This is a genomic window from Arthrobacter sp. 05T47 (assembly GCF_056395825.1).
On sequence record NZ_JBFTKG010000041.1, the window covers coordinates 33,042 to 59,613 of the forward strand.

At 62.4% G+C, this 26,572-nt stretch carries 20 protein-coding genes; 17 read left to right on the plus strand and 3 right to left on the minus strand.

Annotation, left to right across the window (positions count from 1 at the left end; all coding sequences use genetic code 11):
* Nucleotides 1-111: 111 nt before the first annotated feature.
* On the plus strand, nt 112-1,164 hold the full coding sequence (locus AC1DEY_RS20150; RefSeq protein WP_476869515.1) for an NAD(P)H-dependent glycerol-3-phosphate dehydrogenase: 1,053 nt from the start codon (nt 112-114) through the stop codon (nt 1,162-1,164).
* Nucleotides 1,165-1,166: 2 nt separating this feature from the next.
* Nucleotides 1,167-2,312 (plus strand): D-alanine--D-alanine ligase family protein, encoded by a 1,146-nt coding sequence (locus tag AC1DEY_RS20155; RefSeq protein WP_476869516.1) that lies wholly within the window; start codon nt 1,167-1,169, stop codon nt 2,310-2,312.
* Nucleotides 2,313-2,319: 7 nt separating this feature from the next.
* Here the strand turns inward: AC1DEY_RS20155 and AC1DEY_RS20160 are convergent, their stop codons facing one another.
* Complete coding sequence (locus tag AC1DEY_RS20160) at nt 2,320-2,820, minus strand: DUF3515 family protein (protein ID WP_476869517.1); 501 nt, start codon at nt 2,818-2,820, stop codon at nt 2,320-2,322.
* A gap of 199 nt (nt 2,821-3,019) precedes the next feature.
* On the opposite strand from AC1DEY_RS20160, the gene AC1DEY_RS20165 reads away from it, so the two are divergent.
* The 14 genes from AC1DEY_RS20165 to AC1DEY_RS20230 all read left to right on the plus strand — a co-directional run bounded on the left by AC1DEY_RS20165 (nt 3,020) and on the right by AC1DEY_RS20230 (nt 22,230).
* A complete protein-coding gene (locus tag AC1DEY_RS20165) occupies nt 3,020-3,670 on the plus strand; it encodes a hypothetical protein (protein WP_476869518.1) in 651 nt (216 codons plus the stop codon).
* A 5-nt stretch (nt 3,671-3,675) separates the two neighbouring features.
* Nucleotides 3,676-4,935, plus strand: coding sequence for a glycosyltransferase family 4 protein (locus tag AC1DEY_RS20170; RefSeq protein WP_476869519.1), 1,260 nt, complete (start codon nt 3,676-3,678; stop codon nt 4,933-4,935).
* On the plus strand, nt 4,935-6,671 hold the full coding sequence (locus AC1DEY_RS20175) for a glycosyltransferase family 4 protein (protein ID WP_476869520.1): 1,737 nt from the start codon (nt 4,935-4,937) through the stop codon (nt 6,669-6,671). The genes AC1DEY_RS20170 and AC1DEY_RS20175 overlap by 1 nt, the downstream gene beginning before the upstream one ends.
* Nucleotides 6,668-7,561: an ABC transporter permease gene (locus AC1DEY_RS20180; protein ID WP_476869521.1), complete on the plus strand. Its 894-nt coding sequence runs from the start codon at nt 6,668-6,670 to the stop codon at nt 7,559-7,561. The genes AC1DEY_RS20175 and AC1DEY_RS20180 overlap by 4 nt, the downstream gene beginning before the upstream one ends.
* A complete protein-coding gene (locus AC1DEY_RS20185; RefSeq protein ID WP_476869522.1) occupies nt 7,548-8,438 on the plus strand; it encodes an ABC transporter ATP-binding protein in 891 nt (296 codons plus the stop codon). Before AC1DEY_RS20180 ends, AC1DEY_RS20185 begins: the two co-directional genes overlap by 14 nt.
* A gap of 66 nt (nt 8,439-8,504) precedes the next feature.
* Entirely contained in the window at nt 8,505-10,364 is a 1,860-nt protein-coding gene (locus AC1DEY_RS20190; RefSeq protein WP_476869523.1) for a CgeB family protein, read from the plus strand.
* Nucleotides 10,365-10,370: 6 nt separating this feature from the next.
* Nucleotides 10,371-11,681: a UDP-N-acetyl-D-mannosamine dehydrogenase gene (gene wecC, locus AC1DEY_RS20195; protein ID WP_476869524.1), complete on the plus strand. Its 1,311-nt coding sequence runs from the start codon at nt 10,371-10,373 to the stop codon at nt 11,679-11,681.
* Nucleotides 11,682-11,694: 13 nt separating this feature from the next.
* Nucleotides 11,695-12,510 (plus strand): hypothetical protein, encoded by an 816-nt coding sequence (locus tag AC1DEY_RS20200; RefSeq protein ID WP_476869525.1) that lies wholly within the window; start codon nt 11,695-11,697, stop codon nt 12,508-12,510.
* Between the two features lie 4 nt (nt 12,511-12,514).
* Nucleotides 12,515-14,431 carry a glycosyltransferase family 2 protein gene (locus AC1DEY_RS20205; protein ID WP_476869526.1) on the plus strand — a complete coding sequence of 639 codons (1,917 nt, stop codon included), beginning with the start codon at nt 12,515-12,517 and terminating at the stop codon, nt 14,429-14,431.
* A gap of 12 nt (nt 14,432-14,443) precedes the next feature.
* Nucleotides 14,444-16,738 (plus strand): glycosyltransferase family 2 protein, encoded by a 2,295-nt coding sequence (locus tag AC1DEY_RS20210; RefSeq protein WP_476869527.1) that lies wholly within the window; start codon nt 14,444-14,446, stop codon nt 16,736-16,738.
* Nucleotides 16,735-17,649: a hypothetical protein gene (locus tag AC1DEY_RS20215; RefSeq protein WP_476869528.1), complete on the plus strand. Its 915-nt coding sequence runs from the start codon at nt 16,735-16,737 to the stop codon at nt 17,647-17,649. The genes AC1DEY_RS20210 and AC1DEY_RS20215 overlap by 4 nt, the downstream gene beginning before the upstream one ends.
* A gap of 658 nt (nt 17,650-18,307) precedes the next feature.
* The gene (locus AC1DEY_RS20220; protein ID WP_476869529.1) at nt 18,308-20,461 is read left to right on the plus strand and encodes a glycosyltransferase family 2 protein; all 2,154 of its coding nucleotides are present in this window, start codon (nt 18,308-18,310) and stop codon (nt 20,459-20,461) included.
* Nucleotides 20,461-21,126 carry a hypothetical protein gene (locus AC1DEY_RS20225; protein ID WP_476869530.1) on the plus strand — a complete coding sequence of 222 codons (666 nt, stop codon included), beginning with the start codon at nt 20,461-20,463 and terminating at the stop codon, nt 21,124-21,126. Before AC1DEY_RS20220 ends, AC1DEY_RS20225 begins: the two co-directional genes overlap by 1 nt.
* 24 nt (nt 21,127-21,150) lie before the next feature.
* Nucleotides 21,151-22,230: a glycosyltransferase family 4 protein gene (locus AC1DEY_RS20230; protein ID WP_476869531.1), complete on the plus strand. Its 1,080-nt coding sequence runs from the start codon at nt 21,151-21,153 to the stop codon at nt 22,228-22,230.
* 312 nt (nt 22,231-22,542) lie between these two features.
* Here AC1DEY_RS20230 and AC1DEY_RS20235 read toward each other — a convergent pair whose 3' ends face one another.
* Both AC1DEY_RS20235 and AC1DEY_RS20240 read right to left on the minus strand, forming a co-directional pair.
* Nucleotides 22,543-23,838 (minus strand): glycosyltransferase family 4 protein, encoded by a 1,296-nt coding sequence (locus AC1DEY_RS20235; RefSeq protein ID WP_476869532.1) that lies wholly within the window; start codon nt 23,836-23,838, stop codon nt 22,543-22,545.
* 57 nt (nt 23,839-23,895) lie between these two features.
* Entirely contained in the window at nt 23,896-24,801 is a 906-nt protein-coding gene (locus tag AC1DEY_RS20240; RefSeq protein ID WP_476869533.1) for a hypothetical protein, read from the minus strand.
* 184 nt (nt 24,802-24,985) lie between these two features.
* Here AC1DEY_RS20240 and AC1DEY_RS20245 point away from each other — a divergent pair, with 184 nt between their 5' ends.
* A complete protein-coding gene (locus AC1DEY_RS20245) occupies nt 24,986-26,362 on the plus strand; it encodes a UDP-glucose dehydrogenase family protein (RefSeq protein WP_476869534.1) in 1,377 nt (458 codons plus the stop codon).
* Nucleotides 26,363-26,572 lie beyond the last annotated feature (210 nt).

Below are 26,572 nucleotides of genomic sequence, written 5' to 3' on the forward strand. Positions count from 1 at the left end.
CGCGCCGGAAGCAGCCGCCGGGACAGGCGCCAACCCAGCCGAGGGCTCCGGCAAGAACTCGGATGCTGCAGGCACAACCGCCGCCACGGGAACTGACCCGGACGGCACCGCGTGACGGCGGCCAGCCGCGGATCCGATTCCGCCACCACCGTGGCCGTCCTGGGAGCGGGCTCCTGGGGCACCACGTTCGCCAAGGTCGTCGCCGACGCCGCCACCGCCTCCGGGGTCGAACGAAGCGTCCGCCTCTGGGGCCGGCGCCCGGAAGTCGTGGAGCAGATCAACACCGTGCACCGCAATGAGCAGTACCTGAAGGGCATCTCGCTGCCGTCCACCATCACCGCGTCCACGGACGTCGCCGAGGTCCTCGCCGGCGCGGAAGTGGTCATCCTGGCCGTTCCGGCGCAGACCCTGCGGCCCCAACTGCAGGCCTGGAAGCAGCATTTGGCGCCCGGCGCCGTCGTCGTGTCCCTCATGAAGGGCCTCGAGCTGCACACCGATGCCCGCATGAGCGAGGTCATCTGCGAGGAACTCGGTCTGCCAGCCAACCGGGTGGCCGTGGTTTCAGGTCCCAACCTGGCCATGGAGATCGCCCGGGAAGAGCCAACGGCGTCCGTTGTGGCCTGCACGGATCCGGTCGCGGCCGGCTGGATCGCCCGAACATGTACCGCACCCTACTTCCGCCCGTACACCACGAACGATGTGATCGGCGTAGAAATCGGGGGGATCGTCAAGAACGTCATCGCCCTTGCTGTGGGAATCTGCGAAGGCAAGAAGATGGGGGACAACACCAAGGCCTCGGTCATCACCCGCGGCCTCGCCGAGACCTCCCGGTTGACACTGGCCCTGGGCGGGGAGGCCCGCACCATGGCTGGGCTCGCCGGCCTGGGTGACCTCGTGGCCACTTGTTCGTCCCCACTGTCCCGAAACCACACGGCCGGCAGGCTGCTAGGCAAGGGGCTGACACTCGAGCAGGTCACCGCCGAAATGAAGCAAACGGCTGAAGGCATCAAGTCCAGCCAGGCGGTTCACGAACTCGCCGGGAAGCTCGGCGTCGACATGCCCATCACGGCAGCCGTCGTCGCCGTACTGGCCGGAAAATTGTCCGTAGATGAACTGGGTCCGCTGCTGCTGTCCCGGGACCTGAAACCCGAAGGCGACTACTGAGCGTGTCAGAGAAAAATGTGAGCACTGAAGGCCGTACGGGCCAGTCCAAACCCCGCGTCGCGGTGCTTTTTGGCGGCCGTTCCAGCGAGCACGCCGTCAGCTGCGTGACAGCCGCCGGTGTCCTGGGCGCCATCGACAAGGACAAGTACGACGTCATCCCCATCGGCATCGCCAAGACCGGCCAGTGGGTCTTGGCTTCCGGCGCCACCAGCGAGTGGTCGCTCTCGGCGTCGTCGCTGCCTGAAGTGGCGCCTTCGACGCAGACCGTAGCCCTGGCCGAGATCGGCGGCGAGCACCAGCTGATTGTGGCCTCCCCGAACGCGGTCCCGCAAGAGCTTGGCGCCGTCGACGTCGTCTTCCCGCTACTGCACGGGCCGTTCGGCGAAGACGGCACCGTCCAGGGCCTGCTGGAGCTGTCTGACACCCGCTACGTGGGTGCCGGCGTGCTGGCGTCCGCCGTCGGCATGGACAAGCACTTCATGAAAGTGGTCTTTGAATCGGCCGGTCTCCACGTGGGACCGTACATCGCCGTGACCGACCGCCAGTGGCGCAATGATCCGGAGTCCGTCCGCAAGCGCGTGGACCAGCTCGGCTTCCCGGTGTTCGTCAAGCCCGCCCGGGCGGGCTCTTCGATGGGCATCTCCAAGGTGGATTCCCTCGAGGGCCTCGACGCGGCAATCGCGGCGGCCCGCGAGCACGATCCCAAGCTGGTCATCGAGGCCGGCATCATGGGACGCGAAATTGAATGCGCCGTGCTGGAAGGCCGGGGGACCGATGCCCCCAGGACGTCCATGCCGGGCGAGATTTCCGTGGCCGGCGGCGGGCACGAATTCTACGACTTCAACGCCAAATACGTGGACGACGCCGCCGCGCTGAGCTGCCCGGCCGACCTCCCCGATGAAGCGATCACCCGGGTCCGGGAACTTGCCGCGGTCGCCTTCGACGCCGTCGGCGGTGAGGGACTGAGCCGGGTGGACTTCTTCTACACGCCTGAGGGCGAACTGATCATCAACGAGATCAACACGATGCCCGGGTTTACGCCCAAGAGCATGTACCCGCAGATGTGGAAGGCCTCAGGCCTGGGATATGCGGAGCTGATCGACGAGCTGATCCACCTGGCGCTGCACCGCAAGACCGGCCTGCGCTAGGCCCGGCCTATTTGCTGGAAGGCAGGTTCTGCAGGTCTTCCTGGCCCACGCAGTTCCGGGTTGCCTTGATCTTCTGCGCAGCGTTGGCGAGGTCTGCCAGTACGGTGGCCGAACTGATCTTGTCCGGATCCATCAGGATCTCCGTGGCCGGTTCGCGGCCGAACGTCGTCAGCGTCCACACCGGGTTGCCTTCCTTGATGACCCAGTCGACACCGTTGACGCTTACGCAGCGGTCCGTGGTGGGCCCCGGAACGTTGACCCCGCAGCGAAGGATCACCGCGGACGGATCACCCCACGCCGCCGTGGCCTGGGCGTTGGTCTTGCGCAGCTTGGCATCACCGATTGCGTCCGGAAGGGCCAGCATCATGGGTGCGCACGCCGCATTCGCGGCATCCTTGGCGGGCGTTACGTCCACCACCGGGGAACATGACGTCAAGGCCAGGCTGGCTGCGGCGGCCGCCGCAACCAGGGCCATGCGGGCGGAAATACGGCGGCTGAACTGGAGCATTCATCCAGCGTAACCCGGTCAGCGTGGCGCTCTGGACGCACTTTCGGATCGGCGGGTAGCATCGCTTTGAACAGCCTGACTCTTACCTTCGAGTAGACTGGGACCTCGTGCACCTCTGGGGCTCTGCCGACAAGGACGTTAGTGTTGGCCGCATAACGCACACCTGATTCAATCTCGCACTGTGGGGGAGGGACTGTCGATGACGTCGTGCAGCCGAAAGAAATCCATAAGCACCGGGCTGGGAGCGCTGCTCCTGGCCGCTTCGGTCATGGGCACGGCGACAGCCGCCAATGCCGATGACCTGGTGGTCCCTAGCCCGTTGCAAACGGCGGTTTCGCCGTCCCCGACGCCAACCGAACCGGGGCCGGCACCCACGCCGACTACACCGACCGAACCCGTCTTCACTCCACCTCCGGTGGAAACCCCGCCGCCGGCCGTTGAGACACCGCCCGCGCCGGTGGCAACCATCCCGGCGCCCGTGGTCCCGCCCGTAGCGCCGCCCGTTGTGGCCCCCGTAGTCCCGGCGCCCGTTGTCGAAACGCCGCCGGCGGTGGCCCCTGTAGTCCCGGCGCCCGTAGAAGTTCCCGTGCAGGAAGCGCCGGTGGAGACGCCGACTCCCTCGCCCACTCCGACAATGGCGCCATCCACGGCCCCCGCAATCATTGCTACGCCCACCGAACCCCCCGTGATGGTGAAGTCCGAGGTCCAGGCCGCGGTTGCCGTAGCTACCGGCAGCCCATTGGCCGTGCAGGCCATCACCGTGCTGGTCCTGCTGGGCCTGGGCTTTGCCTACTTCCGGTTCATAGGCTCCAAAAAAGCCACCGGCGTTCCCCGCACCGGTAAGTCCTGACCTCCATGCAGGATGAAGCCCTCGTGGAGTCAACTGCGCCGAAGTCCGTGAGAGAGAACCTGCAGATCACTCTCATCACGCACTCTTACTGGCCTGAACAGAGTCCGCCGCAGCGGCGCTGGACCGCCATGATTAAGGAGTTCGCCCACTCCGGCTGGGGCGTCGACGTCGTGACTCCGGTGGCGCACTACCCTTTCGGCCGACGAGCGCTCCCGCGCTGGATGGCAGGGAGGCCATTCCGCCTGCGCAACGGCCAGTTCACCGAGAAGATTCTCCACGTCCCTTACCTGCGCCACGGCAACTCCCGTGCCGCACGGCTGTTGGACCAGTGTTTTTCGGCCGTGTTGTCGATCCCCGCCGGAATGATGGTCCGCAAGCCCGACGTCGTCATCGTCACCGCCCCCGGCCTTCCTTCGCTTGCTGCCGGCTATGCTGTCGCCAGATTGCGCCACGTCCCGCTGATCGTTGAGATGCGGGATGCTTGGCCGGACCTGGCCCGCGATGCCCGCCTGGTCCAGGGCAGCGTCAAAAGCGTCGTGGAGCATGTGGTGGACTTCGTCCAGCACCGGGCGGACCTTGTAGTCACGGTGACGGAGGGATTCGCAGCCACGCTGCGATCACGCGGAGTCCGCAACGTGGCCACCGTCAGCAACGGCGTCCACCTGGACGCCATTCCGGTAGTGGGCCCCCCGGAACCGGAACGGGATGTCTTCGAGGCGCTGTATCTGGGAAACCACGGTGAGAGCCAGCGGCTTGATGTTGCCATCCGCGCCAGCGCCCTGGTCGGGGACTCCATGCACCTCCACATGGTCGGCCACGGCACCCAGCGCCCCGCACTGGAAAAGCTGGCACGCGAGCTGAACGCCCCTGTCACCTTCCACGCACCTCTCACCGGCGACGCCATGCTGGAACGCTACTCCTCGGCGGACACGTGCATCGTCTCCTTGCGGGACGACTGGAAATCCTTCGAGACCACCGTGCCGTCCAAGACCTACGAGGTTCTGGCGATCGGCCGGCACATCACCGCTGTGGTGAAGGGGGAAGCCGCGCGCATCGTCACTGACGCTGCGGCCGGAGACATCGTGGTGAGTGACCCGGAGGAACTCGCCGCACTGTGGCGCGAACTGGCTGCCGACCGCGGGCGCCTGGTCCGCAACGGTGACAGCCGCCAATGGGTCAAGGCGAATGCTGAGTACGAGCAACTCGCTGGCCGCTACATGGAAATCATCACCGAACTGCTCGCGGAAACCCGCACTAACCGATGATGCAAGTGATCAAAAACGTCCGGCTGGCCCAAAGCGTCGTGCGCCAGCACCTGACGGACGATCCCGTCATCCTGTTCCTGCAGCTTTCGCGCAGGCTGCCCTCGGCGGTGCTTCCGCTCGCCAAGCGCCTGTGCCAGCTGGCTCCGAAGAACTCCACGTCCGCGGCGGTGTTGTTCGCGGCACTCGCCGCCGGTGACGACGCCGACGTCGAACGTCGCCTCCGCGTCGCTGCCGACGGATCCGTCGACGGGGACAAAGCGCGGCGCCTTGCCGACATCGCCATCGCGGCAAACCTCCCAGCGGTCTCGGATGCCTTCCTCGCCAAGGCGGGTACGGCCCGGCACGCGAAGCAGGCCCGGGCACGGCGGCTTTGGTACGACGGCGACGTCAGCGACGCCGTCGAGGCGCTCGACGGCTCAGGACCCGCGGGACAGCGGCAGCGGGCCCGGCTGGCGGCCGAGGCGGCAATTCTGACCGACGCATCGCCGTCGCTCGCGCCCCGTCCCTATGAGCCTGTTCCCGGCCGGATCCTTCACCTCCTGACTAACTCCTTGCCACACACCGCGAGCGGCTACGCCCAGCGGTCCCACTCCACCCTGCTGGCTCAGCGGGCGGCCGGCTGGGATGTTCTGGCGGTCACCAGGATGGGCTATCCCGTGCAGGTCGGGAAACTCCTTGCCAAGACCACCGACACCGTGGATGGGATCCGGTACCGGCGGATCCTGCCTGCAAAGATGGCCCAAACCATTGACGCCCGGCTGCAGCAGCAGGCGGAGGAACTGCTCGCCGTGGCTCTGGAGTTCAAACCGAGCGTCCTGCACACCACTACGCACTACGTCAACGGGCTGGTGGTGCGCGCCGTGGCCCAGGCCCTGGGGATTCCCTGGATCTACGAGGTCCGCGGCCAACTGGCCGACACGTGGGCATCCACCCGCGGACCTGAGGCCCGGACCAGTGAGAAGTATCGGCTGTTTCAGAACCGCGAAGCCGAAGTCATGCAGGACGCTGACCTGGTGCTGACCCTCGGCAAGGCCATGAAAGCCAACATCGTCGCGGCCGGAATCCCGGTCAATAAGGTCCTCATTGCCCCCAACGCTGTTGGCGGTGACTTCCTCGCCGAGCCCCTGGACAAAGCCTCTGCCCGGCGTGAACTCGGTCTCCCGGAAAACGGCCAATTTATCGGCACCGTGAGCAGCTTGGTACCCTATGAAGGGATCGAGCACCTCCTGGCCGCGTTTGAATTGCTCGCGGCGGACATGCCTCAGCTCCGTCTCCTGATCGTCGGAGACGGTTCTTCCATGCCATCGCTGCAGATTCAGGCGCAGCGGAGCGGCTACGACGGCCGCATCATCTTCACGGGCCGTGTACCCCGGAGCCAGACGGCCTTGTACCATCAAGCGCTGGATGTATTCGTTGTGCCGCGCAAGGACCTGGAGGTGACCCGTTCTGTGACACCGCTCAAGCCCGTGGAAGCCATGGCGTGCGCCAGGCCGGTAGTGGCCAGCGACTTGCCGGCACTGGCAGAAATCGTCGACGACGGCGTGACCGGCCTCTTGGCGGCCGCCGGAGACCCTGAATCGTTCGCCACGGCGGTCCGGAATATGCTCTCCAACGTGCCGCTCGCAGCAGAGTTTGGAGCTGCCGGCAGGGAACGCGTGTTGCAAGAGAGAACATGGGCCGCCAACGCGGTTGCCCTGGCACGAGAGTTGGAAATGCTGGGAGTAACTAATAGATGAGCATCAAGGAACAGACCCAGGCGGAAGAGACCAAAGCGCCCACCGTCTCAGTGCCCGTCAACCTTGTCCGGCTGAGCAAGGTTGGGCAGCGGCCAGACTTTCTCGACTATCTGGTCCAACTGTGGGACCGGCGGAGCTTCATTTTCTTCGACGCCCGGGCACGGGTTCAGAGCAGCCACGACAAAACAAATTTGGGAACTGCCTGGCTGGTCTTGACACCTGTACTGAGCGGGCTCAGCTACTACCTGATCTTTGGTGTGTTCCTGAGCACCAGCAAAGGCATTGAGAACTTCATCGGCTACCTGATCATCGGTGTTTTTACCTTCCAGATGTCCACGCGCTCAATCCTGGGCGGGTCCAAGTCGCTCACCAGTAACACGTCCATGATCCGGGCCTTCCAGTTCCCCCGGGCGTCCCTGCCGATCGCCTTGAACGTGCGGGAACTCATCTCCAACATTCCCGTGACAATTGTCATGCTGCTCTTCGTCATCCTCACGCCACCGGCCGAGGAGATCACGTGGCGGTGGCTGCTGATCATTCCCGCGATTCTGCTCCAATTCCTGTTCAACCTGGGGATCGGCATGCTGCTGGCACCGGTGATCCTCAAAGTCCCGGACCTTAGCCACCTGCTCTCTTTCGTCATCCGTTTCTTGATGTACGCCTCCGCCGTCTTCTTTGCCGAGGACCGCTTTGGCAAGTACCCAGTCATGAAGACAATTATGGATTTCAACCCGGTGTTCCAGGTCATCAAGGTCATTCGCGACTCCGTGCTTTACGACACCACGCCGTCCTGGCGGTCGTGGGCCGTTTTGCTCTTGTGGGCGCTGGGATCGGTGGGCGCGGGGCTGTTTGTCTTCTGGCGCGGAGAGGAAAGCTATGGACGTGTCTGACATGACAAGCGGCCACATCGCAGAGCCAACAGTGGTGGTGGACGACATTTCGGTGGTCTACCGGACGAAGAACCAGACACCCGGGCGGACCAATGCCCGGACCTCCTTCATGAAGAAACTCCGCACGCCACGCCGTGGCGAWACCGTGGTACGCACCAAGGCGTTGAGCAAGATCTCCTTCGTGGCCAACCAAGGCGACTCGATCGGCATCATCGGCCGCAACGGCTCGGGCAAGAGCACCCTCATGAAGGTCCTTGCCGGGCTGATCATCCCCGACACTGGCAGTGTCTACGCCTCGAGCACCCCCATCCTGCTCGGCGTCAACGCAGCGCTGATCAGCTCCATTTCGGGTGCCCAGAATATTCGGCTTGGTTGCCTGGCCATGGGCATGAGCCACGCTGAAATCGATGCCAAATTCGATGACATTGTGGAGATGTCCGGCCTGGAGCACGAGGTCTACCACCCGATGAACTCCTATTCCTCGGGTATGGGCGCGCGCCTCCGCTTTGCCATCGCCGCGGCCGTGGACCCCGAGATCCTCCTCATCGACGAAGCGCTCAACACCGGCGATGCCCAGTTCAAAGACCGCTCGAAGGCGCGGATGGAGCGCGTGACCGAGCAGGCCGGAACCGTGTTCGTGGTCAGCCACAGCCTCGGTACCATTACGGGCATGTGCAACCGCGCCATCTGGATCGACAAGGGTGACTTCATCATGGACGGGACCCCTGACGAGGTTGCGAAAGAATACCGGAACTTCATTTGGCGCATGAACGAGGGCAACGCCGATTACGGCCGTCAGATCCGGGCCGAGCTGATGGCAAGCCTGCCCGAAATGCGGACCACGCTGCTCCCCAATGGCTGGAAGCGGTCCAGGTAAAGCATGGGTTTTCGAGACAAGACGGCGTATTGGCGCCGCGCGTTGTGGCACGCCCGTCAAGGCGGCATGGGACAGGTCAAGAGCTACCTGCACCGCAGCACGGCCGAGCGCGATGAGGCAAGCCTGGCCGGAGTCCGCGGCGCGGAAGGCGCCTGGCGCGGCTTGGGCCGCGGCCGGCACCTGATCTTCCGGGAAGCGGCCGTTGGCATCGCTGAGCCGCGTAATCCGCAGCTGCGTGTGGGCATCATCATGGATGATTTTTCCGCGGCCGCATTCTCCGCCGAGTGGTCGGTGGTCGCGCTCAGGCCTGACAGCTGGGAACAGCAGCTGCGCGATGAAGCCTTGGACTTCGTCGTCGTTGAATCCGCCTGGGCGGGCAACACCGGTCTCTGGCGGGGCAAGATCACCGGCCCGGCCGGCCCTTCGGCGGTGTTCCGTGAACTCGTTGAGGGATGCCGGGCCGCCGGCCTCCCGGCGATTTTCTGGAATAAGGAAGACCCGCCGCATTATGAAGACTTCCTGCCGGCCGCGAAACTGTTCGACCACGTCTTCACCACCGACGCCAACATGCTTCCCCGCTACCGGGAGGACCTGGGCCACGGCCGGATTTCCGTGCTGCCTTTTGCCGCACAGCCCCGCATCCACAACCCGGCCCGGCCACGGCACGGCTGGCACGCCCGCGAGATCGCCTTCGCGGGAATGTACTTCGCGCATAAGTACGAGGACCGCCGGCGGCAGATGGAGTACCTCCTGGGCGCTGCCGTGGACGCGACTGCAGGCAAACGCCCCGGCTTTGAGATCTTTTCGCGGCAACTGGGCAGGCAGCCGCAGTATCAGTTCCCCGGAATCCTGAAGAAGCACGTCGTGGGGTCCCTGTCCTACAAGCAGATGCTCACCGCGTACAAGGCCTACAAAGTCTTCCTCAACGTCAACTCCGTCACGGACTCGCCCTCGATGTGCGCCCGGCGGATTTTCGAGATTACCGCTGCTGGCACCTGCGTTGTCTCCACACCCAGTGAGGCCATCACGGAATTCTTCCCCGGCAACGAAATTCCCACGGCAGACAACCGTGACGATGCCGCCCACCTGCTTAGGGCGCTGACCGCCAACCCGGACTACGCCCAGCGACTCGTCCACAAGGCCCAGCGCAGGATCTGGTCCGAGCACACTTTCAGCCACCGGGCACAATCCATCGCGGCGGCGGCACGGCCTGCGTTGGCCGCCCCGGCGCCCACGGCTCAGGTGTCGGTCCTCGTTTCAAGTTTCCGTCCGCAACAACTGGAACATGTCATTGCCGGCGTGGCTGCCCAGCAGGGCGTGGACGTCCAGTTGGTGTACCTGGCCCACGGTTTTGAGATCGACAAAACCGCGTTCCGTCGAAAGTGCCTGGAAGCAGGGATTGCCGACGTCGTCGTTCTGCAGGAGCCACAGGAGACCCTGCTGGGGGAGTGCCTCAACGCCCTCGTGGCGCAGGCCGACGGCGGGTTCGCCACCAAATGGGACGACGACGACATCTACAGCCCGCTGTACCTGGGCGACCAGGTCCACGCCATGATGTATTCCGAGGCCGAGGTAGTGGGCAAGAGGGCGCATTACATGCACCTTGCCGGGGCTGGTGCTACGATCCTTCGCAACCCGCAATTGGAACACCGCTATGTGGAAGCAGTCTCCGGACCCACGATTTTTGCCTCCGTTGACACCTTCAGGCGCTTTCCCTTCCAGCAGCTGCAACGCGGGGAGGACTCGCGCTTCCTCAGCGACGTCATTGACGCTGGCGCCCGGATCTACTCGGCGGACCGTTTTAACTACTGCCAGATGCGCGGCGCCAATGTGTCCTCGCACACCTGGCCCATCACCAATGAAGAGCTTCTGGCTACTTCAAAGATCCAGTTCTTCGGCTCACCCGAAGACCACATTTTAGTTTAGGGAGACATGGACGAGACGATTTTTGATGTTGCCGTCATCGGACTTGGCTATATCGGCCTGCCCACCGCGGCCAGCTTTGCCGCCAAGGGCAAGCTCGTGGCCGGCGTCGATGTGAAGCAGTCGACGGTCGACGCCGTCAACCGGGGAGAGGTTCCCTTCGTGGAACCCGACATGGGTGTGGTGGTCTCAGGGGCGGTGAGTCTTGGGAACCTCGTCGCCATGACCACAGTGCCTTCGGCCGACGCGTTCATCATTGCCGTGCCCACCCCACTCGCGGAGGGCAACGGCGCAGACCTCTCCTACCTCCGCAGCGCCCTCGAAGCACTCGCGCCAAAACTTCGCGGCGGCGAACTCGTGGTCTTGGAATCGACGTCGCCTCCGGGCACCACTGAACGCCTGGGTGCCTACCTTATGGAACTCCGGCCGGACCTGTCGCTAGACGCTGCCCCCGGGCGGAACCATGTCCATATTGTGCACTCCCCGGAGCGCGTCCTGCCGGGCCGGATCATGGTCGAAATGGTCACCAACGACCGTGTGATCGGAGGCCTCACCGAGGAGGGCGCCCAGCTGGCCAAGCGGCTGTACGAGGTGATCTGCCAGGGCGAGATCCTGCTCACGGATGCCACCACCGCTGAGATGACTAAGCTCGTGGAAAACACCTTCCGCGACGTCAACATCGCCTTCGCCAACGAGCTCTCGCTGATTTGCGACACCCTGGGCATCGACGTCTGGCGGCTGATCGAGCTGGCGAACCACCACCCCCGCGTGAACGTCCTTCGCCCTGGCCCCGGCGTCGGTGGCCACTGCATCGCTGTGGATCCCTGGTTCATTGTGGACGCCGTCCCTGAGCACTCCGGCCTGATCCGGACCGCGCGTGAAGTCAATGACTCCAAGCCGCACCACGTGGTTCGTCAGGCAATTCAGACACTTGCCGGGCAGCCTGGCGCCACCGTGGCTGTCCTGGGCCTGGCCTTCAAAGCCAACATCGACGACGTCCGGGAGTCACCATCGGTGACGATCGTCCACGAACTGGTCCGGCAGCTGCCGGACAGMACCATCCTTGTGGTCGACCCGAACGTCGAGGAACTCCCCGGTGCGCTGGCGGCATCCGGCCTCACCCGGCTCCACGATATGGAAGAAGCGGTAGCCGCGGCGGACCTCGTCATGCTCCTGGTGGACCATGATGAATTTCTGACCCTTGATCCGGAGACCCTGGAAGGCAAACTGGTCATTGACACCAAGGGCCTGTGGAACCAGCAGGAGCCTGCCGATTCCACCCGGGCGCACATCCCCGTGGGGGCCAGCGTAATTGGATAGGGGAAGCCAAACAGTGTCAGCGTCCATTGAAGAAGAGCTGCGAGATGCCGGCTTTGCACTCAAGGCCTTGCACACGCCGCGGCGGAAAACCCCTCTTGTCCGGATCCTGATCGGGGCCGCGAAGGCTGCGGATCTGGAGATTGCCGGGACCGTCGCCTCGCTTTTGGGCTCCGCATGCCAGGACTTCGCCGTCGAAATTCTTGTAGAGGACGGCCGCCGGTCCAAGTTGGAGGAGTGGCTGGCCACTGACGGCCGTTTTTCGTTCGTCCCGACCGACGAACAACAGATTGCTGATGCCGCCTACACCCTGGTGCTCAGTGCCGGAACGGCCTTGGGCCTGCACTCGCTGGAGGCGATGATCGACAGCCTGCGCCAGACGCAGGCACTGGTCCTCAGGGCCCTGGTGGACGGCCAGCCCGGCGCGATCGAACTGTGGCAGACGGCCACGCTTCGGGAGCTGGCCGAAACCGGAGACCCCGAGAAGTCTGCGCGCAGCGCCGGCGGCGAACGGTGGGTCTCCGGCAGTGCTCTGGGCCTGCACGACTTTCGCCGCCCCAAGCCCAAGCTCCATCTGCGCAAGGGTGCAGCGGCAACCCTAGACCTGAATATCGTGGTCCGGGACCTCGCGGACAGCGCCACACGCCTGGACTATGAGCAGCAGATCCGGCAGCTTGAGGCACGGCTGAAGAAGTCCGAGATCGAACGCCGCCGCCTTGAACAGGGTCTTGCCCAGAACCGGGGCATCTCGCGTGCCCGGGCGATTGCCCGCAAGGGCCCGGCTTACATCCTGGGCCGGCTCAAGGCCCGCACCGGCCGGGCSGGGAGCTAGGAGCATGCAGATCAACAGCGTCCTGGTTAGCTCCACGGACCATTCCATGGCTCAGCTGGCCCTGGACCTTGGACTGGATTACGCCCGCACGGACTGGGAACGCCGTGATCCCCGGACCGGGGCCGACTGGGAGCACGCCGTCCCTGCGGACCAACTCTGGTGGGCCAACTACGTTGTGCAAGCGGAGTCGCTGGCCGAGGCCAGGTCAATTCTTCCCCTGTTCCGCAGCGAAGGACGGGCGCAGCGCTTTGTGATGGTCATCCGAGGGCTCTTCCCGGCCGCCGATTTCCCGGTCTGGACCCCGCGCAGCCTCCAGATCAAGGCCGGCGCAACGGCGCTCACCGTGCCCGGGCTTGGTTTTGCCGTGGTGGTTGAAGGCGGCAAGTGGGTGAACGTACATGCTGCGGCTCTCGCCGCATTGGGCACCTGCGCGCCTGTTGCGCCGCGGCCGGTGCTTGGCGGACTGCGGGTTGGCATCACCGAGCCCGCGGCCAGCGCCTGGCTCGCCGGGGACGCCCTGGGCAGCTTCATGACGGAGCAGCTCCTGCAGCCCGAGCCGGATGACATCTACTCCGTCGACGTGCTGATCGGGCGCGGCGAGCTCAAGCAGCAGCTCAGCGAGCAGGCAGCAGACAACCCCGGACGCGTTACCCCGGCGGTCTGGACACCGACGGGGACGTTACTGCCCCCGGTGGATACCGCCGTCGTCTCACCCATGGGCTTCCTGCCGTACCCGGAGAAGCCGGCGAGGGCGCTCGAGCCGGGCGAGCTCGGGTGTGGGGGAGAGCTGAGCGAAGCCGGTCTCGCAGCCCTGCGCCCGCACGGCTACCTTGAGGTTGACGGCACCCGCTTTGCCGGCTTGGACTGGCAGCTGGCACGGCGCCTCAGCCAGCTCGCCGTCGCCGGCGTGCCGCTGCTGGCGCGAGGTTTGGCTGCCCCCATGCGTGCCCTGCTCGGCGACCGGCTGGTGGACTGCATCCAGGCGTTCGACGCCGGCGACCCGCCGGTGCTGCGGGAATCGAAGTCGATCGAGCTCCGCCGCACGGCACTGGACCTCTACAGCCCCAAGGCCGTCTGGGATACCCTACTGGGCCAGCTCGGCAAGCCCCTGCTTCCCGTGCCTTCCGTGAGCGTGGTTCTGGCTACCCGCCGGCCCGAGAAGCTGGCATCCGCGCTGGGACAGCTGGCACGCCAGAGCTGGGACGCCCTGGAAGTGGTAGTGGTGCTGCACGGCTTCGACGCCGATCTGCCCGAGGTCCGGCACGCCGTCGAGGCCTATCCCGGCGAGCTGCAGCTGCGCTCCGTTCCCGCCGACATGATATTTGGCGACGTGCTCAACGCCGGTGTCCGCGCCGCCAGCGGCGATCTGGTCTGCAAGATGGACGACGATGACTGGTACGGCCCGCACCACCTGCGGGACCTCGTCCACGCCAAGGAGTTCAGCGGTGCCACCCTGGTAGGGGCACAAGTTGAATTCGTGTACCTGGAGAGCCTGGACATCACCACCCRCCGGCCGCCACTCGGCGAGCAGTACTCGGACCACGTTGCCGGCGGCACCATGATGATCGGCAGGGACGAGCTTCGGCAGCTGGGTGGATGGCGGCCCGTCCACCGCGCCGTCGACCGCTGCCTCCTGCAGGCCGTCCAGGCAGCCGAGGGGCTCATCTACCGCTCCCATGGCCAGAACTACATGATGCAACGTCACTCCGGCGCTGATTCACACGGCGGCCACACCTGGAACCCGGACGACAGCATCTTCCTGCAGAGCGTGGCCGAACAATGGGACGGTTTTGTCCCGCCACCGCAGATCGGCGCCGTTCCGGGCCCCCCGGCCGGAAAACGGCTTGACGCCGTGCGAAGCCACTTCGCCAGGGCGCCGGTTTCTTCCCACTCCGCTCACACCATCAAACCGCTCGTTTAGGATGCTCAGCGAATGAAATTTCAACAATCTCTCCGCAGAATTGCGCGCCTGTCCCCGAAGAAGAAGGCGGCCGCCGCTTGCTTCGCTGTCCTCTTCGCCCTGGTGGTGGTGGCTGCCTACGCGCGCAACCCGTGGTTCCTGGGGCTGGTGGTGGTGGTCTTCGCCGCCGCGCTGGCCGTCGGTGGGCTTTACGTCGACCGGCTTCTCAAGGCGTCCCGGCGAGCGACCAAACGCGCCATCGCCGCCCAAGCCACGCTGGCCGCAGCTCCTCCGGCCCCGCGCCCCGGGGCGCTCGTCGAGTGGGGTGCCCGCTCCCGGATCCCGGAGGCACGGCTTGCCCAGCGGCTAACCAAGCTGCATTCCGTTGATGGCCGCGACGTGCTGGTGAGCGCGGCGACCATGGGCCGGTGGGGCTGGCGGGACATGTCTGCTGCCCTGGAAATGTACCGGATCGGAGGGAAGAGCCGCCGCAGCGTTGAGCCCGTCTTCGACAAAGCCCCGCGTTCCGCACTCCTGCTTCTGGGCGATCTGTGCTTCCGGCAGAACATTCTCCAGGACGACATCCTGAACGCTGCCACGCTGTACAAGTACGCCTACCAGCGCCTCGGAGCAAAGCCCTTCGGCACGAAACGGCGCGGGGAGTTCTTCCTGGACGCGCTGGCCCGGACCGGGCAGGGCGGGGAAGTCATCAGGCTTCAAGGTCTCTACAAAGCCGACGAAGAGAATGCCAACGACCTTCACCTGTACCGTGCCAACGCTGCCAACCCGTTCAAAGACAATTCAGTCGACGCAGACCAGTGGCTCGCCGAGATCAACGACATCTATATGCGGGCAGGGCTGTCCCAGCTTTCGCTGGCTGAAGGGTCTGCCCCCGCATTTCTCCGCCTGAAAGCAGAGACGCCGACTCCCGTGACGGACGGACCCCTCGTCAGCATCGTCATGCCCGTTTACAAGCCGGACGATTACACGGATCTCGCTGTCCAGTCGGCCCTGAACCAGAGCTACCGGAACATCGAAATCATCATCGTTGACGACGGCTCCGGCGGGGATGCCGCTGAACGGCTCAACAAGTGGCTGGCTGTGGACAGCCGCGTCAAGGTGGTGCTCAACGAGCCCAACGCCGGTGCCTACACGTCCCGCAACATCGGTTACACCATGGCTCAGGGCGAGTTCATCACGATTTTCGACGGCGATGACTGGCAGCACCCGCAAAAGATCGAGCGACTCGTCCGGGGGGCCCAGCAGCAGAGCGATGGAAGGCTTGTTTCCGCACCCTGGACGCGCGCGGACGAGGACCTCTTCTTCCATTACCGCGGATGGCGCGGAGCCTTCATCACTCCGGCCCATGTATCCACCATGTTCCACACTGCCACCATCCGGAAGCACTTGGGCCACTGGGATTCCGTCCGTAAGGCCGCGGACACGGAGTTCATCCTCCGCTACATGGCCCTGGTCAATGACAACGAGCCCTTCGAAGTCTGCGAGGCTCCATTGACCCTGTCCCTCGTTGGATCCTCGAACCTTTCCATGGAGGATTTCCGTCTCGGTTACAGGTCGCCGGACCGTGTGTCCTACCGCGACTCGTACGAGCACTGGCATAAGAAGATCCAGGCTGGCGAGCACTCGGGCTACTTGGACTTCCCGCTTGCCGAACGGGCGTTCCCGGCACCGGCCCGGTTCCTGCCGTCCGGCGCTAATCAGCAGGACGTGGAACTTGATATCCTACTTGTCGGCGATTTCGGCGCTGACTCTTTGGCAGCCGTGCTGATGCTTGAGCATCTGGAAACTGCGGCCGCGAAGGGACAGCGGGTTGGGCTCATGCACTATCCGAGCCTTCTGCACACGAGTTCCATCGATACGTCGTACTCTGACGAACTCATGGAGGCCTTCCAAGACGGGCGTCTCGTTCGGGTCGAGATTACGGACCGCGTGCGGTCCGGGGACGTCAATGTCTACGACCCCACGGCGTTCCAGTACAGCCGCGAGCTGCGCAGCGGGCACACGGCAGACTCTGTGTCCGTTTGGACGGATGAGCCGCCATACAACTGGGAGACGGATGAACACAAATACGAGGTCGGGACGGTAGAACGCAACCTGTTGTCCGTGTTTGGCGGCCCCGTGAGGTGGTATCCGCTCAACGAACGGACCTTCCGGGTTATCGCCGAGTCCGGGCATGGACAAAAGTCCGTCGGTGACCATGTAGCGCAGCCGGAAACCCTAACGATTCCCAATACCCCGGCGGAGGAAGCTCCGCTTGCACTGACAGGCTCCAACGTGGGCGCCTTTGAACCAGGAGAGACTCCGTGAATTCGCAAGAAACAACCACCACCAGTACGGCCTGGGACGAGCGGAATGATGTAGAGATCCGCCGCATCGCCTCGGCCAGCGAGATCGACCACAAGGCGGCGGAGCCGTACGAGTACGTGGTGCCGTCCCCTTCAGGTGGACCGCTCGATACCGTCGCCTTGTACGTTCCCAGGGAGTCCAAGACGTTGATTGTGAGCTTCCATGGCTCGCTGGTGCGGTCCAAGTTCACGCTGCCGCGCTTTGAATGGCGCCGGACGCTCGGCAACCTGGATGCAGGCGTTCTTTTGATTGCTGACACCACCCTTGAACTGGGAGAGAAGATTCCCCTCGGCTGGTACATCGGCACGGCGGAGCAGGATCTCGCCGACGAGATCGCTGCTTTGGTCAAGCAGGTGGCTGCCGATGGCGGCTACGAGCGCATTGTCCTCACGGGGTCCAGCGGCGGGGGATATGCGGCGATGACCATTTCGCATCGCATCCCAGGATCGCTGGCTGTTAGTTTCTCGCCGCAGACCCGCGTGGGGGACTACATTCCTTGGGTTGGCAAAGTCCTGGTGCAGGCCGCGTTCCCGGGCTACGACACAATTGATGCTGTGGAAGCAGAATTTCCGGAGAGGGTCAACCTTCGCCGCCTCTACGCAGAGCCTGAGATCCCTAACTACGTGCGTTACGTCCAAAATTCGAATGACCTTGGTCATATGGAGGAACACTACGCACCCTTCGCCGAAGTGCGCTCAACGGATCCTGCAACGGCGGGGATGGATCCGACGGGACGGCTTCGTTTCGTGCTGGAGGAGATGTCCAAAGGCCACGAGCCGCCCGCGCGACACCGTTTCCTGCGGAATATCCAAGAGGCACACCAGGAGTTCTTCGGTGAAGAGCTCGGTGAATCAAAGATGGACAGTAAGTGAACTTTTCTCGGTGATCTCGCCGGGGATCCAGGGTTTGGCGATGGCGCTGCCAGACGTGGCTTGCACGTCTAACAGTGTCTAAAAGTCTGTCAGCGCCATCGTGCTAGGGTCGTTGACGACGACACGTGTGGGGGACATCCCGGTTAACATGCGGACTTGCATTTGGCCGAGCGCGGGATGCAGCGGAATCTACTATGACGAGGGACTACAGATTGACTGGCGATAATGAATGCCTGCACAGCTTCGAGATAAAGCTTCTCGTTCCGAGGAATTCCCTATCAATTGGAATTTATGCCTTGGCTGACGTGGATGCCGATAAGCAGTTCATGCTCACGTTGGAGGATGTCTCGACCGGTTCCGAACCACTGGATCCACGCGACATGAACTGGAATTACTCAAAGGCGCTTCAGCGGACTTTCGCCTATGTCCCAGCAATGAAGGCCGGATCAGTGGTAAGAATCCCACGCCTTCTCGCCTGCGACACCCCTTTCGATTCCCTGCGAATCGGCGTTCGAGCTTGGCACACAGAGTTGCCCCCCGAGCAAATCCCGACAGTCATTGGCAGGCTTTGGTATTCCCAACTGGACCTGCCGAGCGTGACTACCGACCCCGGCCCGGTTCACAGCATAGTTCGCACGAGTCCCCTAGGGAGTTTCAATTGAGCACGCCGGCGACTGTATCGGTCATAGTCAATGCCCCCACCTCGGGCGTTGAACGGATTTGGCTGTCCACGAAGACAATCGAAGCTGCACTGGTCGGGATGGACCACGAAATTATCCTGCTGGTCGACGGCGAGCGTGCCGACGATATCGAGTCGGAATTACGGTCGAGGACGGCGACCGGGCTGCAGATCATCGGATGTGATCCCGGGGACAGCGCTGGCGCCCGGCTGAACGCTGGTCTCTGCAGCTCTACGGGTGAGGTCATCCTGGCCTTGGATGACTGCATGATGTTTAGTCCAACTGGTTTGAAAGACGCTATCGAGTCTGTTCAGTCTGGATCGGCCAGCATCGCCCTCATCCCCGGGCGGGACCTGCCGGCTCATCTCGCCGCCGCAGCCCTGGCGGAATCTCTGGACTGGACAGATGCGGCCCGCGTCCCCGCTAGTCGATCGGTCTGGGCGCCAGGAAGTCCTTTACTCGTTGATCGAGTCTCACTGCTGCGGCTACGTGGGTTCGATGAGAAACAGAAGAAGACAGCACGCGCCTTCTGCGACCTGAAACTGCGAATGAAGCGCATGGGCGTGGTCTTTGATCAGCGCTCCGCCGAACCCATCCGCTGCTTCATCGTGCCGCCCGTCGATGACTCTGACACTATTGCGGCCCGTGCGGACTCGGCCGCTGACATTGCCGAGCGGCTCAGCCGTCTTGAGCAGGACGAGTCCTACATCCGTAATGTCACCAAATGGACGAACCGCCCAACTGACGCACCGCCGCTGGTTACAGTCTCCATTGCGACGTATAACCGTGCGGACTACCTGCGTGACAGCATTAACTCTGTACTTGCGCAGACGGTAGAAGACTTCGAAATCATAATCGTGGACGACGGGTCGACTGACGACACTCGGCTCGTCGTCGAGTCGTTCGACGACGAGCGGGTCAAATACGTCTATCAGGAGAACCGCGGGATCGCTGCGGCCAGGAACGCAATCGCGGACATCTCCCGTGGCACGTTCACTGCCGTCCACGACGACGACGACATCATGCTGCCCTGGCGGCTCGAAGTGAGCCTCGCCGGCATCAAGGCCGGCGTGCAAGCCAGCTACGGTTCCTGGGTCAATTTCGACGACGTCACCGGCGAGATGGTCCTCCATACCATCCGGGAACAGTTCTGCATGCCTGTGTCGTTGACCACAGGCCAGACACCTGGGCACGCCACCTGGCTCGTGGACACCCGCCTCATCCAGCAGTTCCGCTACAACGAGACAATCTCCAGCGCCGTTGATCACAATTTGGCGTTGCGCATGATGAGGTCTGGCGTGTCATGGGTCCACACCGGAAAGGTGCTCTTCCTGCGTCGCATGCACCCCACCCAGGTCAGCAACTCTGATGGTACCCGGCAGAAGTACGCGGCCGAACTTTCCAAATTCATGCTTCAGTTCGCCGGCTCGGAAGACGACATCGCGGCCCTGAAGGAAGAGAGCAAATTAATCTTCTGGCCCAAGATTGCGGAGAAGGGCAAGCTCGAAGAGAGTTTCGGGAAATACCTGCCTGACCACCTCGCTGTACGGTCACTGCATGTTCAGGGCAACGTTGCTAATAAGGCCAGCCGCCTGCAGAAACTCAAAAGCACCAGCTACATCCTGTGCGAGGAAGATGAAACGGGAAAGGTCGTCGGCGAATATGCCGACTTCCTCAACGTGACACTGGAGGATCTCGCAACCATGCGGTTGTTGGGCGTTGACGGCCGTTTGGAGGGAGAGCTTAATCCCTCAATGGAGCTACCGTGGGAGGCTCCTACGGAAATCCTGGACCGTGCCGTTCGTGGACGGCTCCAGGGTTTGACCGGAAGCCTGGCCAAGCCAGGCCGCGTTCCTGCAGCCATCGTGTGGACGAATTCCGGTACTGCCGAACCGCCGACCCTCATTGAGGAATCGGCTGACCTCAAGAGGCAGATCACGCTATCCGTCACACAGGATCATCGTTTTTCGTTCACGGTATATGTCTTTGACGACGAGCCAAAGGCACTTGAGGCCTTCGCGCGTGCGGTGGAAGGCCGGGACGACGCCGATCTGGCGCTGTACCGACGTTGCGCCGATGGGCTGGATACGGAAGTTACGGAATTGCGCATTCAGGAATTGGTGAGTCGATAATGAAGGTTTCTTGGATCAACGACAAGTCTGGGCGCGCCGGGCTCGTGGCACATGACCTCGAGTTTCTAGACGCTTTTCCAGTTGTCTCGGAATTCTGGATGGACGCCTCGCCGGCTACGAACTGGGCCGACAGGGCAGCGGTTGCCGCCACATTGGTCTTCGGCTCGCACATGGGGGGTCGGTTTCACGCACCGTTCGCTATGTCGTCAGATGTAGCGGCAGCCATCAGTCGGTTTTCCCGCAACGGGCAGATAGTTCCGACCAATGTTTCTTCTGGTGCCGGAACCCTTACTTGGCGCGGAGGGCTGGAACTCGCCCTTGAAACGGACCGTGCTATTGGGTCGGAGCGGATCAACTCGCTGGATGCGACCAGGCGAATCGGCCTGAACATAGTCCGTTCTGACTTGATGACCGGCAGGCTCTTTTCTTTCGACCGACTGACGCTGTCCAGCAATGCCTGGCTCCATGCGGAACGCCGTTCCGGAACTGAGCAACTGTATCCGTTCCTTGCCGTCGCGGTCCTGTTCGCCGCTGATCTGCAAATTTCCACGATCGTTTGTCAGCCGAGCAGCGAGATCCCTGCTGACCAGTTGGGAGCTCTCGTTGACCTCCTCGGTTCGGTCGGCTTGGGGCTCGATTTTGACCGCTCCGAGCYCAGCCAGTGACCCGTTGAGCGGAGGGGGAACCAAGTGAGGATTCTGATACCGGCCTATACCGTTGCCGAGTGGGGTGGGCTCCACGAATACGTCATAGGTGCCGCAACAACGCTTCTTGACCGTGGCCACGACGTAACGCTGGTTGTGAAAGACGGCCTCGTGGCCGAGAAGGGCGAGGAAATCGGCGCCCGAGTGATCCGCGTTGACTGGGCGGACTGGACCGAGGTGGCCTCGGAAGTCCGCAACGGGTCTCGATATGACTTGGTATTCGCGCAGCCGTTCGAGTCGCGGAAGTTTGCCCTCTACGTCAACGAGGTAATGAAGACCAAGGTCGTCGCGATGTTCCACGGCTTTCACCATGACTTCGTCTACACATGGCAGCACTTGGTTGACGGGTTCCTGGTGACCACGGAACAGATCGGCGACCTGCTCGTGGACCTATGCAGAATTGAGCCGGAGCGGGTCCGGGTCACTCCCAACGGCGTCGACATGGATCGATTCGAATATCCTCTTTTAGGTCTCAGCGAAAAGATCGCGGACGGACGAGGATCGATTGTTATGGCGTCGAGAATTGACAAGGATAAACGCAGTCAGGTTAGGGCTCTGAAACTCCTGATTAGTGGACTTGTCAATCAAGCTCGTAGTATCCATTGGGACATCCAGGTCCTTGGGGACGGTCCTGAACGAAATCGGGTTGAACGTGAACTAGCAAACTTCATTGAGGACTACTCCAATGTCTCAATTGAAATGTGCGGCTGGGTTCCCGCCAATACTGTCCCACGCCTAATGAATAGGGCAGTCTTCACTGTTTCGGCCGGAAGAGGGGCTATGCAGAGCCTGGCAGTGGGCACCCCGTGTTTGGCCGCTGGGGCACGGGGTATCGCCGGACTCCAGGTTGGGCCCAACCTTGACGTGGGCGTGTGGTCCAACTTTGCCGACTACCCGATAGTCGGACGCGAAATTGCCGATCTGGAATCTGACTTGGGACGGGTACTCGCTCCTGAGGCATATGCGGCTGCGCAGGTTGAAGGTCGTTCCCGGATATTTGCAGACCGGAGCCAACAGAACGCGGCAGCGCTGATGGTCGATGCGCTGACAGAATTCGCCTCCTAAAGCAGTACAGATTCCTGTCCAGTGATGCATTGGCGGAGGTTGAGTGAATGGGCTCCCCATCACGAAATGGCCGTGGAGATAAGTCGCAAAGGCTTCCGTCCGCCGGCGGTGACGAGGATTCGCAGCCGGTAGACCGCGAGATCATCCACGGATATCCTCGACCGGCCCGATGATGATGGACCTGTTACTGGTCGAGGCCACCCCTTCTACAACGGCGTGGTCTTTCTGCGCTACGAGATAAAGAAATAAGCGGAAAGTCCGCACTTTTGTGCACGATGCCAAAGCGCTGGTTCAGCCCAGGACCGGATTCGGCTACTCCGATGGCCGGGCGGAATCCGGTTCCGGTACTACGTCTAGTCTGTCCGAAAAATGATTCAGTACGGAGAAGAATTCATTCTCGAGGTCGGAGTATGCGAGATCCCAGGAAACTTCTCCTGATTTCTTGTTCCTTCCGAGTATCGGATTTTGGATCAGTTCGATTTCTCGGTTGGTGGTTGCCTCTGGCCCGCACAATTCCTGAGCGTGAACGGCTGCCTGCCGCGAGAGGCTGGCAAAAGTCTCAGGTGAATCGATCAGAACGTCCAAACAGGAGGCCAGGCCGTCGGGGTCCTCGGGCCCCGCTAGCAGGCCGCTCTTCCCGTGGGATACAAATTCAGGGATTGCTGAAATCGCCGTTGAGACTGGAACGAGCCCGGAACTCATGGCTTCGCCAATGGAGACCCCTTGGGAATCCCAGCGCGTGGGGCTCAGGAAAATACCGTGCTCAGCATGAAGTCGTGCAATTTCTTCTTGGCGTAGGAATGATTTCGTGACGTGGACGTTTGGCAGGCCTCGAAGCGGCTCGAGAGTCTCGTCGAAATAGGGGCCGTCACCATAGATGCTGAACTGGACTTTTTCAAAGGAAGGTGACTTGCGAAAAGAAAGAATGGCCTTCACAACCAGATCATTGGCATATTTGTACCCAGTGAAAGGTTTAATGACGAGGACCTTATGGCGCAGTTCCGGGTCCTTCGGAACATACGGGAATAGCTCCGTGTCAACCACATTCGGAATGACGCTTATATTTGAAACGAGGGCTCCCGCATCTGGCTCTATGCTGTGCTTTAGGAACCAATTGGAGACTGTGACAAACCTAATATCTTGATCCGTGGCCTGATAGAGCTGACGCAGAAAAGGGACCTTGTGGTTCTCGCCATGGGCCCGAAGTCTTTTGACTCTGTCCATGAATCCGGCGGCGTCAATACCGTCGTACCATCGCCGATGCCAGCTCAGGGTCTCGTAGCCATGCAGCCAGGCGATAATCGGTGTCGACGGCCTGTGAAGGTTTAGCGGGGCCAAAATGTAGTCCAGCGGAAAATGGACTAGAAAACTCGAGTGACTAGAGTTTGAAATATACTGTGTATAAACGTCCCTATTTCCCGTTGTGACCGTAACGCCATCGAAAACATAGGTTCTGAGTTCGGCTTCATTAGCGTCAATCCGAAATACGTCGACAATGAGACCGCCCTCGAGATACTTTTTTACGCGCCGGTGCAAAAATCCGTAGTTGTAGATATTTGAATCATCGGGATAAGCATTGGCTATGACCAAATATTTGTCTTCAGCCACTTGGCCTACTCCTATCATTGCGGTGGATCGGCAGCGAAACCAGTTGCGGCATGCTGATTACAGGGTCTTCCGAAGCCATCGCGCAGCATTATCCAGCTGTTCGTGAAATACGTTGGGCGCCGGGGGATTATGGGCTGCCGGCCCCTCGTAGATGAGGAAGCGCACATTCTCATTGTTAGGACCCGCTTCGATAACCTCCCTGAACGGTCGGTAGTGCTGTTCCACATGCGCGTAGTCGTTGTTGTTTTGAACGTAATAGACAAGGTTCGGCTGATGCTGGCTGTACCGCACTAGAGCTGAGGACCGTGAGCCGAGGGGCACCGACCAGTCTTCATCTGGAGTGAGCGACCATGGTCCATTCGGAGCCAAGTGGGGCATGACGGTTTCGACATACCTGCGCTGCGCTCCCATGAGGGTTCCGTTAATGAGGTAGTTCGCGATGCTCGTCTGGCAGCTGAAGGGCAAAGCCATGCTGCCGGGGACGTAAGTCGCCACCTGCAGCGCCGCCAGCCCGCCGCCCGAAGACCCCAGGAAGATGATGCCTTTCGCGCCGACCGCGTCTGCAGCCGAACATGCCCAATCTGCCAGAAGTGGGTACAAGTCGAGGTTTGCGGATCCCGTGTACCACGCCAACTCCAAATCTTCACGATGATGAAGTGTGGGATCTGAGAAGTACAGGCTGCTGAATTCGGTGGTCAGCAAGCTCCGGAGCCATTCGAATCGCGGCAGTTGGTACTTGCTGCGGTCGGTGGCGCCGTGGAGACTCACAACCAGCAGATCGGAGTCCTTGTTGACGAGGAGTGCATCCAAGGGCAAGCCGCCCGGCAACACGGCGGAGTACCTACTAGCCCCGAGGACGGAAGTTGGCGCAAAAGGCTGGTTAGCGGCGGCTTCGGTGACGGGTACGTTCGTGGCACCAGCGTCGATGCTGTCGGCCGGCAACACGGGAATCATTTGCAGCATGGATACATGGTAGTCATGTCCGAACAGCCGATTCGTCACCAACGCCACGATGCTTGACCTCGATTGGCCGGTTGGCCCCTGGCTGGATGTCGTTCCCTGACGTCACTCCGGTGACTCGAGGTCAGCTATCTGAACCGAACGATATATAGTGGACCCGTTTGGTTGCACTATCTGCGCCAAGGCAATGAAATCAACGGCGGCTACTGGGGGACTAGTGACACTACGACTAACCGTGATCGGTACGGGATACCTCGGCGCGACCCATGCGGCATGCATGGCAGAACTCGGATTCGAAGTTCTGGGTGTCGACGTCGACAAAGAGAAGATTGACAGCCTCAGCCGAGGCGAATTGCCCATCCACGAGCCTGGCTTGCCCGAACTGCTGCGCAAGCACACAGAATCCGGCCGCCTGCGCTTCACCACATCTTTCGAAGAGGCCGGTGCCTTCGGCGACGTCCACTTCATCGCCGTCGGCACCCCGCAGCGTGCCGGTGAGCATGCTGCCGACATGACCTACGTGGACGCATCCGTGACGGCTATTGCCCGCGCCGCCACGAGGGACTCCCTGATCGTCGGAAAGTCCACCGTTCCGGTCGGTTCCGCACGTCGCCTGAAGGACGTCGTCGCCGAAGAATCGCGCGACGGCGTAACGGTCAACTTCGCCTGGAACCCCGAGTTCCTGCGCGAGGGCTTCGCCGTGGAGGACACGCTGCGGCCGGACCGCCTGGTAATCGGAAGCGACTCCGAGGCTGCCGAAGCTACACTGCGCGAGGTCTACGCCGACGCCATCAGCCGCGACACCCCGTTCATCTCAACGGACTTTGAGACGGCGGAACTGGTCAAGGTGGCGGCAAACGCCTTCCTCGCGACCAAGATCTCCTTCATCAACGCGTTCTCCGAGGTCACCGAGACCGTTGGCGGCAATATTCGAACCTTGGCTGATGCCATTGGCCTCGACGCCCGGATCGGCCGCCGCTTCCTCAACGCCGGCATCGGCTTTGGCGGCGGCTGCCTGCCCAAGGACATCCGTGCGCTCCAGGCGCGCGTCTCCGAGTTGGGCCTGGACAGCACCATGCGGTTCCTGAACGAAGTTGACGAAGTCAACCTCCGCCGCCGTGACCGTGCAGTCCACGTCGCCGAGACCCTGCTTGGCACGCTGGAGGGCAAGCGTGTTGCCGTCCTCGGCGTCGCTTTCAAGCCCAACAGCGACGACGTACGTGACTCACCGGCGCTGGACGTGGCGGCAAGGCTCTTCAACAGCGGAGCGGACGTCAGCGTCTACGACCCCGCGGCCAACGCCAACGCAGCCAAGCGGTATCCGCGCCTGAACTACGTCGACACCCTGGCCACGGCCGTGGTGGATGCCGACCTGGTCATGGTACTGACGGAATGGAACGAATTCGTGAACGTCGATCCTGCGGAGCTTGCGGCAGCGGTGTCGCACAAGCGCATGTTCGACGGACGCAACGTCCTGGACCACGAGAAGTGGAACGCTGCCGGCTGGGACATCGTCTCGCTCGGCCACAAGAGCGAACTGTTGGAGCTCGCCGCCGCCAACTAACGGTATGTTGGCCTAGAGGCTGATACAGCTGTTGCAGGAGAAAAGGATCCCGCCGGAGCAAATGCTCCGGCGGGATCCTTTCCTCATTTAACGGGCAGTGGCCGGACACCTGGGTGACCGCCCACTGCAGGAGGCGCACAGCGCCTCACAGAGACGCGTAGAGCTTGCCGGTGGTGGTCAGGGAACCGTTCGGGTGGAACAGGGCTGCGC

Coding starts and splice junctions, on each gene's coding strand:
- AC1DEY_RS20245 (WP_476869534.1), top strand. CDS start 24,986: ATGAAATCAACGGCGGCTACTGGGGGACTAGTGACACTACGACTAACC.
- AC1DEY_RS20160 (WP_476869517.1), bottom strand. CDS start 2,820: ATGCTCCAGTTCAGCCGCCGTATTTCCGCCCGCATGGCCCTGGTTGCG.
- AC1DEY_RS20210 (WP_476869527.1), top strand. CDS start 14,444: ATGAAATTTCAACAATCTCTCCGCAGAATTGCGCGCCTGTCCCCGAAG.
- AC1DEY_RS20170 (WP_476869519.1), top strand. CDS start 3,676: ATGCAGGATGAAGCCCTCGTGGAGTCAACTGCGCCGAAGTCCGTGAGA.
- AC1DEY_RS20180 (WP_476869521.1), top strand. CDS start 6,668: ATGAGCATCAAGGAACAGACCCAGGCGGAAGAGACCAAAGCGCCCACC.
- AC1DEY_RS20165 (WP_476869518.1), top strand. CDS start 3,020: ATGACGTCGTGCAGCCGAAAGAAATCCATAAGCACCGGGCTGGGAGCG.
- AC1DEY_RS20175 (WP_476869520.1), top strand. CDS start 4,935: ATGCAAGTGATCAAAAACGTCCGGCTGGCCCAAAGCGTCGTGCGCCAG.
- AC1DEY_RS20240 (WP_476869533.1), bottom strand. CDS start 24,801: ATGCTGCAAATGATTCCCGTGTTGCCGGCCGACAGCATCGACGCTGGT.
- AC1DEY_RS20190 (WP_476869523.1), top strand. CDS start 8,505: ATGGGACAGGTCAAGAGCTACCTGCACCGCAGCACGGCCGAGCGCGAT.